Below are 16,950 nucleotides of genomic sequence, written 5' to 3' on the forward strand. Positions count from 1 at the left end.
AGCCCAGAATCCCGCCCTCACTACAGGCTCGGCGAGGTAGTCGACCGTGGCCGGGCCGATGCCCTACGCGGAGGCGAGCTCCTTGTCGTCCTCGTCGTCAACCGCCGCGTCGACGATCGGCGGCACCCGGGTAGCCCGCACGTAGACCGTGTCGCCCTCTCTCAGCGCCAGCGCCTCGGCGTCACCACGGGTGATCTGCGCGGTGAACGGCCCGCCGCTCGCCGCGCTGGTCAGCTCGACCCGGACCTCGAAGCCCAGCGTGACCACCCGGTCAACGGTCGCTTTCACCACGCCAATCGATTCCGCTGATCCGTCGCCGCCGGCGATCGCCATGTCGGGGTTGCGGCCCACCCGGATGTCGTGCGGCCGGACAAGTGCCCCGTTCAGCGCCGACACCGCGCCCAAAAAGGACATCACGAATGCGTTCGCCGGGGTGTCGTAGACATCGGTCGGGGAACCGACCTGCTCGATGCGTCCCTTGTTAAGCACGGCGATCCGGTCGGCCACGTCCAGCGCCTCGGCCTGGTCGTGGGTGACCAGCACCGTCGTGACATGGACTTCGTCGTGCAGCCGACGCAGCCAGGACCGCAGGTCCTCCCGCACCTTGGCGTCCAGCGCACCGAACGGCTCGTCGAGCAGCAGCACCTGCGGATCGACGGCGAGCGCCCGGGCCAGCGCCATGCGCTGACGCTGCCCGCCGGAAAGCTGGTTGGGATAACGGTTCTGGAAGCCGCTCAGGCCCACCACCTCCAACAGGTGGTCGACCTTCTCAGCGATCTCGGCCTTGGGCCGCTTGCGGATCTTCAGCCCGTAGGCGACGTTGTTGCGCACCGTCAGATGCTTGAACGCCGCGTAGTGCTGAAAGACGAACCCGATGCCGCGGCGCTGTGGCGGCACCCGGGTGACGTCGCGGCCGTCGATCGTGACGGTGCCGGAGTCCGGTTGGTCCAGGCCGGCGATGGTGCGCAGCAACGTCGACTTGCCGGAGCCACTGGGGCCCAGCAGCGCCGTCAATGAACCTTTGGGCACCACGAAGTCCACATGGTCGAGCGCGACGAAGTTGCCATAGTTCTTATAGGCGTCCCGCACCACGATCGCGTGGCCGGCCTGGTTGTCACCGGTGTTGGTCATTTTCGAATCTCCTTGTCCGGCCTACTTGATTGCCCGTGCCCGCCGCGCATCCAGCGCCACTTGGACGATGAGGACGAGCACGGCAACTGCCATCAACAGAGTCGACAACGCGTAGGCGCCGTACTCTGCGCCCCGGTTGTAGCGGTCGGAAACCAACAGCGTCAGGGTCTGCGACTGCCCCGGCAGGTTGGACGACACCATGATGACCGCACCGTACTCACCGAGGGTGCGGGCAACGGTCAGCACGATGCCGTACGTCAGGCCCCACCGGATCGATGGCAGGGTGATCCGCCAGAACGTCTGCCACCAGCTGGAACCCAATGTCGCGGCGGCCTGTTCCTGGTCGGTGCCCAGTTCGTGCAACACCGGTTCGACCTCCCGCACCACGAACGGCAGGGTGACGAAGATGCTGGCCAGCACGATGCCGGGCAGCCCGAAAATGATCTTCACCCCGAGGTCACGCTCGATGAAACCCAGTGCGCCGCTGGCGCCCCAGAGCACGATCAGGGAGACGCCCACGATCACCGGTGAGACCGCGAAGGGTAGGTCGATGATTGCCTGCAGGACACCTTTGCCGCGAAAACGGTTGCGCGCAAGCACCAATGCCGTCGGGATGCCGAACACCACGTTCAGTGGCACCACGATGGCGACCACCAACAACGACAGATTCAGTGCCGACACCGCCGCCGGGGTGCTGATCCAGTCGAAGAACTGGCCCAGGCCCGGCCGGAAGGTGCGCCACAGGATCAGCGTCACCGGAATGATCAGCAGCACCGCGATATAGGCCAGCGCGGTGTAGCGCAACAGGTAACGCACACTCCGTGATTGTTTCACCGGACCGTATCCTCACGCTTTGCCGCCCGACCGCCGACGATGCGCAGCACGAGCAGCACCACGAACGAAATCGAGAGCAGCACAATCGATATTGCTGCCGCACCGGTGCGGTCGTCGTTCTCGATCAGCGTCCGAATCCACTGCGAGGACACTTCGGTCTTGCCTGGCACGGCACCGCCGATCAACACCACCGAACCGAACTCTCCGATGGCCCGGGAGAACGCCAGACCCGCTCCGGACAGCAATGCGGGCAGCAGCGAGGGCAGCACGACCGAGGTGAAGATCTTCGGGCCGTTGGCACCCAGGGATGCCGCGGCCTCCTCGACCTCCCGATCGACCTCCAGCAGCACCGGTTGGACCGCGCGCACTACGAAAGGCAAGGTGACGAAAGCCAACGCCACCCCGACGCCCCATTCGGTGTGCTGCAGATGCAGACCGACAGGGCTGTGGTTGCCGTAGAGCGCCAGCATCACCAGGCTGGCGACGATCGTCGGCAACGCGAACGGCAGATCGATGATCGCGTCCACCAACCGCTTTCCGAAGAAGTTGTCGCGCACCAGCACCCACGCGATGAGCAGGCCGAACACCGTGTTGAGCAGGGTCACTCCGATAGAAATCGTGAGGGTCACCCGCAACGACTCCAACGCGGCGTTGGAGGTGACGGCGAATTGGAAAGCCCGCCACCCCCCGCCGACCGCCTGCCAGACAATCGCCGCCAACGGCAGCAGCACGATCACCGAAAGCCACAGTGTCGCAACGCCGACGCGAAGTGACGTCGTCGGGAGACGGCCGCCGGACCGCACGGGGTCGGGGGCTTCGGCGCCGGGCTGATCGAGCTCGGGTCGGAGCGCCTCGGGGTCAGGAGTAACAGTCACGGTCATCCGGTGACCTGTGTGTAGATCTTGGTGATGAGTCCGGCGCTCTTGTCGAACAGCTTGGGATCTACCGTGCCCCAGCCGCCCAGATCGGCGATGGTCCACAGCTTGGCCGGCAGGGGGAACTCGTTGCGGAACGCCGCGGCGACGGACGGATCGACCGGTCGGAACCCGGCCTGCGCCCATAGTTGTTGCGCCGTCGCGGTGTACTGGAAGTTCTTGAACGCGGTGGCCGCCGGCAGATGCGTGCTGGCGGTGATCACCGCGATCGGATTCTCGATCTTGAAGGTCTGCGGCGGCGTGACGTATTCGACCGGCTTGCCCGCCCGGGCGGCGGCGATGGCCTCGTTCTCGTAGCTGATCAGAACGTCACCGCTGCCCTGGACGAAAACGTCGGTGGCTTCTCGCCCCGATCCCGGACGCAACTTCACGTGCTCCCGCACCAGTCGGTTGATGTAATCGATGCCCCCCTGGTTGTTGCGGCCGCCTTCGCTCTTGACGGCGTACGGCGCCAACAGATTCCACTTGGCCGATCCGGAACTGAGCGGACTCGGGGTGATGACTTCGACACCCGGACGCAACAGATCGTCCCAATCTCTGATGTTCTTCGGGTTTCCTTTGCGCACCACGAAAGTTACCAACGAGCCGAACGGAATGCCTTTGGTGGCATCGGTATTCCAGTCCTTGGAAACCTTGCCGCTCTTGATCAGCCGGGTGATGTCGGGCTCCACCGAGAAATTGACGACATCGGCCGGCTTTCCTTCACCCACCCCGCGCGACTGGTCACCGGAGGCCCCGAAGGAACTGATCACCTGCACGCCGCGGCCCTCTTCAGAAGCGTTGAAGGCCGGAATCACCTTGCTCCAACCAGGTTCGGCGACGGAATAGGCGACCAGGGTGATGCTGGATTTCGCGTTGCCGAGTCCGCCGCCGCCGACGACATCGCTGGGACCGCCGCGGCAGGCCGCGACAAGTCCGACCAGTAGCACCACCGCAACCAGACGTTGGCGGCGCGGGGCGCTCATCATGCTGTTGAACATCTACCGTTGGTGACCTTCCGGTGGGGACTTCGGTTTGCGGTCCCGGGACTGCGGATAGGCGATCAGTCAGAATCGGATAGATTCACGAACTCCATACCAGGCCGCGCACGGGGTTGGGAGTCAGCGACAACAGCGCACGCCCGCCGCGGCGTGGGCCACGGCAGAGATAACGCAACCGGACGCGACCAGGTCGCGTCGCAGAAAGCCGGCTGCTGCGTGCATGTGGCGAGCCTAACAGAGTTCGCGCCGGCGGCAATTCGGCAGCCGAATTACCGGGTGACCAGCCATGCGACGATCACCAGCAGCACCAGAGCGATTAGAACCAGCGTGACGTGCGAACGCGGCATCGAAACTATCCGCGCGTCTCGTCGGTGTGGCGCAGCCGGTGCTGCAGTTGGATTCCCCTGCCCAGCACCGCATCCAGCAACGCAGCGGTGAAGTAGGCCAGCGAGAGCACGATCGGCATCACCCCCAGCGCCTGAAGTACGAAGGGCAGCCCGGAAAGCCACAGCTCCACGCCGTCCCACCAATTCAGGAACCCGGTCACCGGGCCCACCCTAGGCGTCGTGGCCCGCGAAACCAACGCACCCACCGGCCGGGTAACACCTCGGTCGCGAAGGTGGACGACTGACCGGTGAACAGTCGATGATGTCGGGATGGTCCTGCACGCCGATCCCGCAGATTCAGCTGACGACCACCCGGGACCACTCGACGAACCGTCCACCGAACTCGCCACGCTCGACGCAGTGGCCACCGAACTCGAACCCACCGCCCCGTATGTGTCCAGTTCGCCGTCCCGCAACCCGTTCCCGCCGATCGCGGATTACGCCTTCCTGTCCGACTGGGAGACGACGTGCCTGATCTCCCCCGCCGGTTCGGTGGAATGGCTGTGTGTGCCGCGGCCGGACTCGCCAAGCGTGTTCGGGGCGATCCTGGACCGCAGCGCCGGCCATTTCCGGCTCGGTCCCTACGGTGTCTCGGTGCCTTCGGCGCGACGCTACCTACCCGGCAGTCTGATCATGGAGACCACCTGGCAGACCCACACCGGATGGCTGATCGTGCGCGACGCCCTGGTGATGGGCCCCTGGCACGACATCGAACGCCGTTCCCGGACGCACCGCCGGACCCCGATGGACTGGGACGCCGAGCACATCCTGCTGCGCACCGTGCGCTGCGTCAGCGGCACCGTCGAGCTGATGATGAGCTGCGAACCGGCCTTCGACTACCACCGCCTCGGCGCCACCTGGGAGTATTCGGCGAAGGCGTATAACGAAGCGATCGCTCGTGCGACCAAGCAGCCCGATGCGCATCCGACGCTGCGCCTGACCACGAACCTGAACATCGGCCTGGAAGGCCGCGAAGCCCGCGCCCGCACCCGGATGAAAGAAGGCGACGACGTGTTCGTCGCGCTGAGCTGGACCAAGCATCCCGCGCCGCAGACCTATGAAGAAGCTGCCCACAAGATGTGGCAAACCACCGAATGCTGGCGGCAATGGATCAACATCGGCAATTTCCCCGACCATCCGTGGCGGGCCTACCTGCAGCGCAGTGCGCTCACCCTGAAAGGGTTGACGTATTCGCCGACGGGTGCGTTGCTGGCGGCCAGCACCACGTCACTGCCGGAAACGCCGCAGGGCGAACGCAACTGGGACTACCGCTACTCCTGGATCCGGGACTCGACGTTTGCGCTGTGGGGGCTCTACACCATCGGATTGGACCGCGAGGCCGACGATTTCTTCGCGTTCATCGCCGACGTGTCCGGCGCCAACAGCGACGAACGTCATCCGCTGCAGGTCATGTACGGCGTCGGCGGCGAGCGCAGCCTGGTCGAAGAAGAACTGAACCATCTCTCCGGCTATGACCACGCCCGTCCGGTGCGCATCGGCAACGGTGCCTACGACCAGGTCCAGCACGATATCTGGGGCTCGGTGCTGGACTCCTTCTACCTGCACGCGAAGTCGCGCGAGCAGGTGCCGGAGACGTTGTGGCCGGTACTCAAGCGGCAGGTCGAGGAGGCGATCAAGCATTGGCGGGAGCCCGACCGCGGCATCTGGGAGGTGCGCGGCGAACCGCAGCACTTCACCTCCTCGAAGGTGATGTGCTGGGTGGCGCTGGACCGGGGTGCGAAGCTGGCCGAACGCCAGGGCGAGAAGACCTATGCCCACCAGTGGCGGGAGATCGCCGAGGAGATCAGGGCCGACATCCTGCACCACGGAGTCGATTCCCGGGGCGTGTTCACCCAGCGCTACGGAGACGACGCGCTGGACGCGTCGTTGCTGCTGGTGGTGTTGACCCGGTTCCTGCCGCCCGACGACCCGCGGGTGCGCGCCACCGTGCTGGCCATCGCCGATGAACTCACCGAGGAAGGCCTGGTGCTGCGCTACCGGGTGCACGAGACCGACGACGGGCTGTCCGGTGAGGAGGGCACGTTCACCATCTGCTCGTTCTGGCTGGTGTCGGCGCTGGTGGAGATCGGTGAGGTGGCCCGCGCCAAACGGTTGTGCGAGCGGTTGCTGGCCTATGCCAGCCCGCTGCACCTCTACGCCGAGGAGATCGAGCCGCGCACCGGCCGGCACCTGGGCAACTTCCCGCAGGCGTTCACCCACCTGGCGCTGATCAACGCGGTGGTGCATGTGATCAGGGCCGAGGAGGAAGCCGACGGCTCGGGCGCCTTCCAGCCCGCCAACGCCCCCGTTTGACGGCGCGGGATCAGACCAGGGCGCTGATCTTGTCCATCACGGCGCGGGCGATCTGAATCGCGCTGCTGCTCAGGGTCGCCGTGCCCTGATCCGATGAGTTGTCGGTGCTGAAGAAAGCGATCTCCACCTCGACCAGGCAGTTGGCCCGCACCCCGATGGCGCGCGCCATCGGCATCGGGGTGGCGTCCGACAGACTGGCCTGCTCGGAGATGTCAGCTGCCAGCACAGAATCGGCCACCCGGACGTTGCTGATCGTGTCGACGAAGCTGAGTGTGGAACCGGACAGCTGCACCGAGGTCCCCGCGCACTTCTTCCACTGGGTGGTGAACTGGTCGAAGAGCGCGCTCGCGTCGGTGACGGCGGGAAACGTCACCACGCCTTCGGTCACGCTGATGACCTTGACGGAATCAGTTGCGTGCCACCACACCTGGCGTGCAATGTCCTGAACCGGGGCGGATTCGTAGGAGCCTTTCTCCATCTGGGTCACGACGCCGACGCAGGAGGGTGGCGAGGCGGGTCCGTACGAGCGCGGCAACTTGTCGCGGCCGCCGTAGCGGGGCGGGAAATCCGAGTCGACCTTGAACGGCTGACCCAGCATGGCAGCCAGCGCGGCATCGTCGAGCAGCACCTCTTTGACGGTTTCGTTCAGCAGTGGGCGCGGTTTGAGTCCCGGTGCGGCGTGCATGGTGCCGGGCACCACATTCGTACATCCCGCCAGTCCCAGGACAAGCGACGAAAGACCCACTAGCCAGCGGTATTTCATGTGTCCGGGCCTCTCTGCCGTCGCTACTTCTTGCCCTTGTCTCCCGCGCTGTCGGTGGAAAGCGCTGCGACAAAGGCTTCCTGGGGCACGTCGACGCGTCCGATGGTCTTCATCCGCTTCTTGCCCTCCTTCTGCTTCTCCAGCAGCTTGCGCTTGCGGGTGATGTCACCGCCGTAGCATTTGGACAACACGTCCTTCCGGATGGCCCGGATGTTCTCACGCGCAATAATTTTGGAGCCGATCGCGGCCTGAACCGGAACTTCGAACTGCTGACGCGGGATCAGTTCCTTGAGTTTGGTGGTCATCTTGGTGCCGTAGGCCGCTGCGCCGTCCTTGTGGACGATCGCCGAGAACGCGTCGACGGCTTCGCCCTGCAACAGAATGTCGACCTTGACCAACTGGGCTTCCTGTTCGCCCGCCTCTTCGTAGTCGAGGCTGGCGTAACCGCGGGTGCGTGACTTCAACGAGTCGAAGAAGTCAAAGATGATCTCGCCCAACGGCATTGTGTACCGCAGTTCGACCCGCTCGGGCGACAGATAATCCATGCCACCCAGTTCGCCGCGCCGCGACTGGCACAACTCCATGATGGTGCCGATGAATTCGCTGGGCGTGATGATGGTGGTCTTGACGACGGGTTCGTAGACGGTGCGGACCTTGCCTTCAGGCCAGTCCGACGGGTTGGTGACCACGATCTCGGTGTTGTCTTCCTTTTCCACCCGATACACCACGTTGGGCGAGGTGGAGATCAGGTCCAGGTCGAACTCGCGCTCGAGCCGCTCCCGGGTGATTTCCATGTGCAACAGTCCCAGGAAGCCACACCGGAATCCGAAGCCCAGCGCCACCGAGGTCTCCGGTTCGTAGGTCAGGGCGGCGTCGTTGAGCTGCAGCTTGTCCAGGGCGTCGCGCAGATTCGGGTAGTCGCTGCCGTCGACCGGATACAGACCCGAGTAGACCATCGGCCTGGGCTCCCGGTAGCCCGTCAGCGCGTCCTTGGCCCCGTTGCGGGCCGTCGTGACGGTGTCCCCGACCTTGGACTGCCGGACGTCCTTCACCCCGGTGATCAGGTAACCCACCTCACCAACGCCCAGGCCGACGCTGGGCTTCGGCTCCGGCGAGACAATGCCGACCTCGAGCAGTTCGTGGGTGGCGCCGGTGGACATCATCGAGATGCGTTCGCGCGGAGTGATCTTGCCGTCGACCACCCGGACATAGGTGACCACGCCCCGGTAGATGTCGTAAACGGAGTCGAAAATCATTGCGCGGGTGGGGGCCTCGGCGTCACCCTGCGGCGGCGGCACCTCTCGCACCACATGATCGAGCAGATCGGCGACGCCCTCGCCGGTCTTGCCCGACACCCGCAGCACGTCGCCGGGTTCACAACCGATGATGTGGGCGATCTCACCGGCGTAGCGGTCCGGGTCAGCGGCGGGCAGGTCGATCTTATTGAGCACCGGGATGATGTGCAGATCGCGGTCCAGCGCCAGATAGAGGTTGGCCAGGGTCTGGGCCTCGATGCCCTGGGCGGCGTCGACCAGCAGCACCGCTCCTTCACAGGCCTCCAGCGCGCGGGACACCTCGTAGGTGAAGTCGACGTGGCCGGGGGTGTCGATCAGGTGCAGGACGTAGTCGCCTGCGTCGGGCCCATCCTTCAACGCCCAGGGCAACCGGACATTCTGCGCCTTGATGGTGATGCCGCGTTCCCGTTCGATGTCCATCCGGTCCAGGTACTGAGCGCGCATGGAGCGCTCGTCGACCACTCCGGTGAGCTGCAGCATCCGGTCGGCCAGCGTCGATTTGCCGTGGTCGATGTGAGCGATGATGCAGAAATTCCTGATCTGCGCCGGCGCGGTGAACGTCTTGTCGGCGAAACTGCTGATGGGAATCTCCTGGTCGGGCGGATTATGGGTATGCCCAGCGTATCCGTGCAGAACAGCCGGGACACAATCACGCGTCTATGCTGCGAGCATGGCACCGGGTAAGAAGTCGTCCGGCAAGTCACAGTGGAGGACGTTCCAACGATTTGCGGAGAATCTCGTCAACGAGGCTCCGAGGGTGGTGCAGCGCCTGCAGAACACGCAGGAGACGCTGCGGACCATCCAGCAGGCCGTAAAGATCACCGCGAACGTGATGGCGATGGGTCTGCCGGGCCCGCCGGCGGAGATCACCGCGGGTCGACCCGTGACGAACACGAGCTTTCCCACCGCGCACCGGGCCCGCAGGGTGAGTTATGCGCCCAACCTCGACGGTCGCGCCGATCCCGGCGAAATCGTGTGGACGTGGGTGGTCTACGAAGACGACCCCACCCGCGGGAAGGATCGGCCCGTGCTGGTCGTGGGTCGGGATCGCAGCGTGCTGCTCGGTCTGATGCTGTCCAGCCAGGAACAGCACGCCGACGATCGGGACTGGGTCGCCATCGGGTCCGGCGCGTGGGATTACGAGGGCCGGCAGAGCTGGGTGCGGCTAGACCGGGTGCTCGACGTGCCCGAGGAGGGCATTCGCCGCGAGGGGGCCATCCTGGACCGCGAGATCTTCGATGTGGTGGCGGCGCGGCTGCGCAGTGAATACTCCTGGCGCTGAGGTTTGCGCCCTTGCTGCGCTGACTCTGCGTCAGCGGCAGGGACGTGCGGGAAGGCACCACCCTCAGCGCAGCGTCAACGCCAGCGCCCCCGGGCCGGAGGTGAGCTCGCTCAACCCTGGGTGATGTAGGACTGCAACTGTTGCTGCTCGGCCTCGAGTTCGCCCATCCGCGTCTTGACCACGTCGCCGATGCTGACGATGCCGATCAGCTTCCGACCGTCGAGCACCGGCACGTGGCGTACCCGGTTCTCGGTCATCAGCACGCTGATCTCGTCGACCGTGTCCGACTTCGTGCAGGTGGCGACGGCGCTGGTCATGATCTTGGACACGGGCCGTGACAGCACGCTGGCGCCGTGCGTGTGCAGTTGACGTACCACGTCGCGCTCGGAGACGATGCCGACCACACCCTGGTCGCCGACCACCACCATGGCGCCGATGTTCTGCTCTGCCAGACCGGCCAGCAGTTCCCGGACCGTCGCGTCGGGGTTGATCGTGGTCACCGCCGCCCCCTTGTTCCGCAAGACATCCGAGATCCGCATCTAACCTCCCGTGGGTTGTGATCCGATTCACACAGGCTACGACTTCCTGGCGTAGCGGAAAAGCCGCTGTCCGAAGCTGTGATCCGCTGCAGCGAAACCGTCACTGCATCTTGACTGCGGCGATCGCGGGACTACTGCTCAGCGCACCGGCTTGCAAGGATGGAGCCATGATCGAGGTCACCCTGCTCGGCACCGGCAGCCCCATTCCCGACCCGAACCGCGCCGGACCCGCCACCCTGGTCCGGGCCGGCGGCCAGGTATTCCTGATCGATTGCGGGCGCGGGGTGTTGCAGCGCGCAGCGGCGGTCCGGGTCGGTGCCGCGGGTTTGACGGCGCTGCTACTCACCCACCTGCACAGTGACCACATCGCCGACCTCGGCGACGTGCTGATCACCGGCTGGGTCAGCAACTTCGCACCCGATCCGGCGCCGCTGCAGATCATCGGTCCGCCGGGCACAGCGCCGGTGGTGGACGCCACCCTGCAAGCCTTCGGTCACGACATCGGCTACCGGATTGCACATCACGCGGATCTGAACGCGCCACCGCCGATAGAGGTCCACGAGCACACCGCGGGCCGGGTATGGGACCGCGACGGCGTGACCATCGACGTGGCACCCACCGACCACCGTCCGGTGGCGCCGACGATCGCATTCCGAGTCGAATACGACGGCGCCGCGGTGGTTCTGGCGGGCGACACCGTCCCGTGCGGCACCTTGGACGAATTAGCCAGTGGCGCAGACGCATTGGTGCACACGGTGGTCCGCAAAGACATCCTCTCCCAGGTCCCGCAGCAGCGGATCAGGGATGTCTGCGACTACCATTCCTCAGTGCCGGAGGCGGCCGCGACGGCGGCGCGCGCCGGGGTCGCGACCTTGATTCTGACGCACTACGTGCCGGGTCTGGTGCCGGGCCAAGAGGGGCAGTGGCGGGACCTGGCGGCCGGCGAGTTCACCGGACGGATCGAGCTGGGTGACGACCTGCACCGGGTCGAGGTACACGCACGATGAGCACAAGACCCGAAATGGGTGTCCAGGGGCTCGCCGCGAGGTACGATCCGCTCCTGCCGTTGTTGAAATTAGGTGCGCGATGTCATGGTTTGCCGCGGAGCCGGAGGCGATAGCCGCTGCGACCAGCAGCCTGGCCGAGATCGGTTCGACGCTCGATGCGGCCAACGTCAGCGCGGCGTCGCCTACCACCGGTGTTCCCGCGGCCGCCGCTGATCAGGTCTCCGCGGCCGTCGCGTCGTTCTGGGGCACGCACGCGCAGGGATACCAGCAGATCAGCGCCCAGATGGCGGCGTGTCACGACCAGATCATGCAGGGACTGGCCGCCGCGGGCGAGTCGTACGCCGGCACCGAGGCGGCCGTAGCCCAGCCGCTGCAGGGCATCAACGCCCCCGCCAGACATCTGCTGGGCGGCCGCTGATCGACTCGGTCGGCTAAGCGAGTCTGGTGATCTCGACTTCCACGTCGAGGTCCGTCGCGCCCAGGCCGGAGTAGATACCCTTCAGCGGCGACACGTCGGCGTAGTCACGGCCCACTCCCACACTGATGTACTGCTCGGTGATTTCGGTGTCGTTGGTGGGGTCCCAGTTGCACCAGCCACCCGTCCAGGCCTGGATCCAGGCGTGGCTGCGACCCTCGATCGCCTTGCCGACGGCGGCATCCCGCTTGGGGTGCAGGTAACCGGATACGTACCGGCCGGGAATTCCCATGCTGCGCAACACAATCAACGTCAGATGAGCGAAATCCTGACAGACGCCCTTGCCCTGCTCCAGCGCATCCAGGCCGGAGGATCGCACCCCGGTGGTGCCGGGTAGATAGTCCAGTTCGCTGCGCGCCCAGCGGGCTGCTCCGACCACGGCGTCGGCCGGCTCGTGGTTCTTCATGATCCGCTTGCCCACCGCGGCGACCCGCTTGCTGAACGGGGTGTAGTCGGTGGGGCGCAGTACCTCGTCGAACCGGTCGATCACCGCCAACGACTGCAGTTCCTTCCAGCTTGTCTTGTCCGTTGGCACCTCGGGGCGTTCGGTTTCCACCACCGACGACGACGTCACCGTGAGCTCGGTGTGCGGGGCGTGCAGGTCGAAAGCCGTGACGGCGGTGCCCCAGTAGTCGATGTAGCGGTAGGAGCGGGTCGCCGGGATGGTCTCGACCCGGTTCAGGACGACGTTCTGCCGCGTGTTGGACCGCGGTGTCAGCCGCGCCTCGTTGTACGACGCAGTCACCGGCGACTGGTACGCATACCCGGTGGTGTGCACCACCCGCATCCGCCACATCAGGATTCTCCTTGACTCTGCACGAGCTCACCGCGCTGTCGGGCATCCGTCCACGCCACCCATGGCGCGGCGTGAAAGTACTGCAGCGCCAACGCTTCTCCCACGTCGTGGCATGTCTTCTGCAGGCCGCCCAGCCGGTTTTCCAGGGTCTCCAGCAGCACGCCGGGCTGCAGGAATTCCAATTCACTGCGCGCCTGACCGAGCAGTCGCTGCGCCTCGGAGGTGGCGCCCACGCGGCTCTGCGGATTGTGCAGCAACTCTTCGAGGTTGTGTTCGGCGAGCTTCAGTGAGTAGAAGACCGAACGCGGGAAAAGCCGGTCCAGCAACATGAATTCGACGACCCGGCCCGCGTCCAGCGCCCCCCGGTAGGTGCGCAGGTACGTGTCGTGCGCACCGGCTGAGCGCAGCAGTGTGACCCAGGCCGGCGACGAGGCACTGTCCCCCACCCGCGAGAGCAGCAGTCGCACCGTCATGTCGACCCGCTCGATCGCACGGCCGACCACCATGAAGCGGTACCCGTCATCGCGGGACAGGGTGGAGTCGGCCAGACCGGCGAACATGGCCGCCCGGCCCTCGATGAACGACAGAAACTCGTGTGGCCCAAGGCGTTTGGCCGCCCGCTCCCGTTCCGGCAGGGCATGGTAGGTGGTGTTGATGCACTCCCATGTCTCGCTGGACGTGACTTCCCTTGCCGACCTGGCGTTTTCACGAGCCGCCGAGATGGCGTCGACGATTGAACAGCCGCCTTCGGTATTGGGACTGAACGCCACCAAATCGGTCAACGACCAGACGTCGAGCCGGTGTTGGGGAGGTTCGATTCCCAGCACCTTGAGCAATAGCCGGGAAGACCGGTCCGGATCGACGCTGGATTCTTCGAGCAGGTGGTGTACGGCCACGTCCAGGATTCGCGCGGTGTCATCGGCGCGTTCCACATAGCGCCCGATCCAGTACAGGGCTTCGGCGTTGCGGGCAAGCATCAGTCGATCGCTTTCTGTTGCTGCTGTTGCTGTTGCTGTTCGTCCATCGGCTGCTGGATCGGTTGGGATTTCGTCCTTGCGGGGCGCGCGACCTCGGAGTTCTGCTCGGGCACGGCCCGCGGCAGCGAGCGCACCACCTGCGCGCGGCCCAGCTCGCGGGCGGCCACCGACGTGCGTGGCGCCAGCACCCAGGTGTCCTTGGAGCCGCCGCCCTGGCTGGAGTTCACCACCCGGGATCCTTCGACCAGCGCCGTGCGGGTCAGCCCGCCGGGCAGCACCCACACGTCGTCCCCGTCGTTGACGGCGAATGGCCGCAGGTCGACGTAGCGCGGTGCCAGCGAGTCACCGATCCGGGTCGGCACGGTGGACAGTTCCATCACCGGCTGAGCGATCCAGGAGCGAGGATCGTCGCGGATCTTCTTGGCCAGGGCGGTCAACTCCTTCTCCGACGCCTCCGGCCCGAAGACGATGCCGTACCCGCCGGAACCCTCGACCGGTTTGACCACTAGCTCCCGGATCCGGTCCAGCACCTCTTCGCGTTCGTCGTCCAGCCAGCAACGATAGGTGTCGACGTTGGCCAGCAGCGGTTTCTCCCCGAGGTAGTACTCGATGATGGTGGGCACATAGGTGTAGACGAGTTTGTCGTCGCCCACACCGTTGCCGATGGAGCTGGAGATGACGACGTTTCCGGCACGTGCCGCGTTGACCAGTCCCGCCACCCCGAGCACCGAGTCGGCGCGGAACTGCAGCGGGTCCAGGAAGGTGTCGTCGATGCGCCGGTAGATGACGTCGACCTGCCGTTCGCCGGCAGTGGTGCGCATGTAGACCTGGTTGTCGCGACAGAACAGGTCACGACCTTCGACCAGCTCGACACCCATCTGGCGGGCCAGCAGCGAGTGTTCGAAATAGGCCGAGTTGTAGACGCCGGGGGTCAGCACCACCACGGTGGGATCGGCCTCGTTGGTGGCCGCCGACTTGCGCAAGGCCCGCAGCAGGTGTGAGGCGTAGTCGTCGACGGTGCGCACCCGGTGCGTGGCGAACAAATTGGGAAAGACCCGTGCCATGGTGCGCCGGTTTTCCATGACATACGACACACCCGAGGGTGAGCGCAGGTTGTCCTCGAGGACCCGGAAGTCGCCCTTCTCATCGCGGATCAGGTCGATGCCCGCCACGTGGATACGCACCCCGTTGGGCGGAACGATGCCGACGGCCTCGCGGTGAAAATGCTCGCAGGAGGTGATCAGCCGACGCGGGATGACGCCGTCGCGCAGGATTTCCTGATCGCCGTAGATGTCGTCGAGATACAACTCGAGAGCCTTGACGCGCTGGGTGATGCCGCGTTCCAGCCGGGTCCACTCGGCGGCCGAGATGACCCGAGGCACCAAATCCAGCGGAAAAGGGCGCTCCTGGCCGGACAGCGAGAACGTGATGCCCTGATCGATGAAGGCCCGGCCCAGCGCATCGGCGCGGGCTTTGAGCTCCGAGGCATCGGTGGGCGCCAGTTCGTTGTAGATGCCCTTGTAGGGACCGCGGACGTTGCCGTGCGCGTCGAACATCTCGTCGAACGCCAACGAGTAAGCGGCGTCTGAGGTGTTGTAACCCTCGAAAATGCGCTCGGAGCGGACCGGTGACCGCCGCCTGGACGGCTGGACCTGATTGGCAAGACTCACCTGTGTCACTCTGCCTCAATCCCCCCACTCCGGCTGACCCGGAGTTCGTCTTTTGGGCGAAAACGTAACCGACTGATAACCTGGGCAGTCGCTATCGGGTTGCTTACCCCGGGCAAAGCCAAGTCGAAACGAAATAAGGAACTGACGCGTGGCCAACATCAAGTCGCAGCAGAAGCGCAACCGGACTAATGAGCGCGCCCGGCTGCGCAACAAGTCGGTGAAGTCTTCGCTCCGTACGGCCATTCGCGCCTTCCGCGACGCGGCCCACGCCGGCGAGAAGGAAAAGGCCGCCGAGCTGCTGGTCTCGACAAGCCGCAAGCTGGACAAGGCCGTGAGCAAGGGCGTCATCCACAAGAACCAGGCCGCCAACAAGAAGTCGGCGCTGGCCCGCTCGTTGCACAAACTCGGCTGACCACCGCCTCGGCGGGCGGTATTCAGCTCGAGGCCAACTCCGCCACCTGCCGCACCGCGGACTCCAAGGCGTAATCGGCGACCGCGACGGCCCCTTTCACATTGGCGTTGAGGGTCGCCACCACCTGCATCGCAACGGCCAATCGGTCGCGTGACCACCGCCGTGCCTGCTTCTGGGCTTTCTGCACCCGCCACGGCGGCATCTTCAGTTGCCCGGCCAGCCGATAATGATCGCCGGACTGCGCCGAGACCAGGCCGATGGTGTGCACGGCTTCGGCGAGCGCGTCGGCCAGCACCACCAGCGGTTCACCGCGCATCATCGCCCAGCGCAGCGCCTCCGCGGCGCCCGCCACATCACCGGCCACCGCCTTATCGGCGATGTCGAACCCCTTCACCTCGGCTTTGCCGCTGTGGTAGCGGCGCACCGCCGCGGCGTCCACGTTGCCGTTGGTGTCGGCGACCAGCTGCGAGCAGGCCGACGCAAGTTCGCGCAGGTCGGATCCGACGGCATCCAGCAGGGCCGTCACCGTCTCGTCGTCGACCTTGGCCTTCAGCGAGCGGAATTCTTTGCGGACGAAATCGGTCCGTTCACCGGCCTTCGTGATCCTGGCGCAGGGATGGACCTGAGCGCCCAGCGACCGAAGCTCACCGGCCAGCGCCTTGGCCCGGCCACCACCGGAATGCACCACCACCAGCACAGTGCCGGCCGGGAGGTCCGCGGCAGCCGACGCGACCAGCGCGGCCGCCTCCTTGCCCGCCTCGGCCGCGGCCTCGAGCACGACGATCCGTTCCTCGGCGAACAGTGAGGGGCTCAACAACTCGGTGAGCTCGTAGGTGCTGACGTCACCCGCCCGCATCCGGTCCACGGGCACGTCAGCCCCGGGGGTGCGGCGTCGCGCCGCCTGCACGATCTGCGCGACCGCCCGCTCGATGAGAAGTTCCTCTTCCCCCAGCACCAGGTGCAGCGACGAATCCTCGGTCACGCCACGATGGTGTCACGAAGCAGCGACAGCCACGGAATTCGGTGGCGACCCGCCGCACCCGGCTACGCCGCGCTTGCGATCGCCACGCGAACATGGTGGCGACCCGCCGCACCCGGCTACGCCGCGCTTGCGATCGCCACGCGAACATGGTGGCGACCCGCCGCACCCGGCTA

14 protein-coding genes and 3 pseudogenes are annotated in these 16,950 nt (G+C 65.8%); 5 read left to right on the top strand and 12 right to left on the bottom strand.

The features are described from left to right. Positions 1-63: 63 nt before the first annotated feature. The 5 genes and pseudogenes from ACZYZ9_RS03595 to ACZYZ9_RS03615 form a co-directional block, all read right to left on the bottom strand. Positions 64-1,131, bottom strand: a complete 1,068-nt coding sequence (locus ACZYZ9_RS03595) for a sulfate/molybdate ABC transporter ATP-binding protein (RefSeq protein ID WP_463824809.1) — start codon at positions 1,129-1,131, stop codon at positions 64-66. Between the two features lie 21 nt (positions 1,132-1,152). Further along, positions 1,153-1,965: a sulfate ABC transporter permease subunit CysW gene (gene cysW / locus ACZYZ9_RS03600; RefSeq protein ID WP_463824810.1), complete on the bottom strand. Its 813-nt coding sequence runs from the start codon at positions 1,963-1,965 to the stop codon at positions 1,153-1,155. Further along, positions 1,962-2,787 (bottom strand): annotated as a pseudogene (gene cysT, locus ACZYZ9_RS03605) (sulfate ABC transporter permease subunit CysT); the annotation flags it as partial. The pseudogene cysT and the gene cysW, both read right to left, overlap by 4 nt. A gap of 55 nt (positions 2,788-2,842) precedes the next feature. Continuing rightward, a complete protein-coding gene (locus ACZYZ9_RS03610; protein ID WP_463824811.1) occupies positions 2,843-3,880 on the bottom strand; it encodes a sulfate ABC transporter substrate-binding protein in 1,038 nt (345 codons plus the stop codon). Positions 3,881-4,232: 352 nt separating this feature from the next. Beyond that, on the bottom strand, positions 4,233-4,436 hold the full coding sequence (locus ACZYZ9_RS03615) for a hypothetical protein (protein WP_463824812.1): 204 nt from the start codon (positions 4,434-4,436) through the stop codon (positions 4,233-4,235). 238 nt (positions 4,437-4,674) lie between these two features. Between ACZYZ9_RS03615 and ACZYZ9_RS03620 the strand changes: the two are divergent. Next, positions 4,675-6,579, top strand: a pseudogene (locus ACZYZ9_RS03620) (glycoside hydrolase family 15 protein); the annotation flags it as partial. Positions 6,580-6,589: 10 nt separating this feature from the next. On the opposite strand, the gene ACZYZ9_RS03625 reads toward ACZYZ9_RS03620, so the two are convergent. Next, a complete protein-coding gene (locus ACZYZ9_RS03625; RefSeq protein ID WP_463824813.1) occupies positions 6,590-7,324 on the bottom strand; it encodes a sensor domain-containing protein in 735 nt (244 codons plus the stop codon). Positions 7,325-7,365: 41 nt separating this feature from the next. Then, a pseudogene (gene lepA / locus ACZYZ9_RS03630) lies at positions 7,366-9,314 on the bottom strand (translation elongation factor 4). On the opposite strand from lepA, the gene ACZYZ9_RS03635 reads away from it, so the two are divergent. Then, positions 9,308-9,919: a type II toxin-antitoxin system PemK/MazF family toxin gene (locus ACZYZ9_RS03635; RefSeq protein ID WP_463824814.1), complete on the top strand. Its 612-nt coding sequence runs from the start codon at positions 9,308-9,310 to the stop codon at positions 9,917-9,919. The pseudogene lepA and the gene ACZYZ9_RS03635 sit on opposite strands and share 7 nt — an antisense overlap. Positions 9,920-10,029: 110 nt before the next feature. Here ACZYZ9_RS03635 and ACZYZ9_RS03640 read toward each other — a convergent pair whose 3' ends face one another. Then, the gene (locus ACZYZ9_RS03640) at positions 10,030-10,458 is read right to left on the bottom strand and encodes a CBS domain-containing protein (RefSeq protein WP_463824815.1); all 429 of its coding nucleotides are present in this window, start codon (positions 10,456-10,458) and stop codon (positions 10,030-10,032) included. 167 nt (positions 10,459-10,625) lie between these two features. Here ACZYZ9_RS03640 and ACZYZ9_RS03645 point away from each other — a divergent pair, with 167 nt between their 5' ends. Both ACZYZ9_RS03645 and ACZYZ9_RS03650 read left to right on the top strand, forming a co-directional pair. After that, the gene (locus ACZYZ9_RS03645; protein ID WP_463824816.1) at positions 10,626-11,465 is read left to right on the top strand and encodes a ribonuclease Z; all 840 of its coding nucleotides are present in this window, start codon (positions 10,626-10,628) and stop codon (positions 11,463-11,465) included. 79 nt (positions 11,466-11,544) lie between these two features. After that, entirely contained in the window at positions 11,545-11,883 is a 339-nt protein-coding gene (locus ACZYZ9_RS03650) for a PE family protein (protein ID WP_463824817.1), read from the top strand. A gap of 13 nt (positions 11,884-11,896) precedes the next feature. Here ACZYZ9_RS03650 and ACZYZ9_RS03655 read toward each other — a convergent pair whose 3' ends face one another. The 3 genes from ACZYZ9_RS03655 to ACZYZ9_RS03665 are packed head-to-tail and all read right to left on the bottom strand — an operon-like array spanning position 11,897 to position 15,392. Next, the gene (locus ACZYZ9_RS03655) at positions 11,897-12,736 is read right to left on the bottom strand and encodes a transglutaminase family protein (RefSeq protein WP_463824818.1); all 840 of its coding nucleotides are present in this window, start codon (positions 12,734-12,736) and stop codon (positions 11,897-11,899) included. Continuing rightward, the gene (locus ACZYZ9_RS03660) at positions 12,736-13,713 is read right to left on the bottom strand and encodes an alpha-E domain-containing protein (RefSeq protein ID WP_463824819.1); all 978 of its coding nucleotides are present in this window, start codon (positions 13,711-13,713) and stop codon (positions 12,736-12,738) included. The genes ACZYZ9_RS03655 and ACZYZ9_RS03660 overlap by 1 nt, the downstream gene beginning before the upstream one ends. Continuing rightward, complete coding sequence (locus ACZYZ9_RS03665; RefSeq protein ID WP_463824820.1) at positions 13,713-15,392, bottom strand: circularly permuted type 2 ATP-grasp protein; 1,680 nt, start codon at positions 15,390-15,392, stop codon at positions 13,713-13,715. The genes ACZYZ9_RS03660 and ACZYZ9_RS03665 overlap by 1 nt, the downstream gene beginning before the upstream one ends. A 139-nt stretch (positions 15,393-15,531) precedes the next feature. Here ACZYZ9_RS03665 and rpsT point away from each other — a divergent pair, with 139 nt between their 5' ends. After that, on the top strand, positions 15,532-15,795 hold the full coding sequence (gene rpsT, locus ACZYZ9_RS03670; RefSeq protein ID WP_463824821.1) for a 30S ribosomal protein S20: 264 nt from the start codon (positions 15,532-15,534) through the stop codon (positions 15,793-15,795). 22 nt (positions 15,796-15,817) lie between these two features. Here the strand turns inward: rpsT and holA are convergent, their stop codons facing one another. Further along, the gene (gene holA, locus ACZYZ9_RS03675) at positions 15,818-16,759 is read right to left on the bottom strand and encodes a DNA polymerase III subunit delta (RefSeq protein ID WP_463824942.1); all 942 of its coding nucleotides are present in this window, start codon (positions 16,757-16,759) and stop codon (positions 15,818-15,820) included. Between the last annotated feature and the right edge of the window lie 191 nt (positions 16,760-16,950).

The sequence above is a fragment of the Mycobacterium sp. IDUB_28 genome (genome assembly GCF_055419285.1).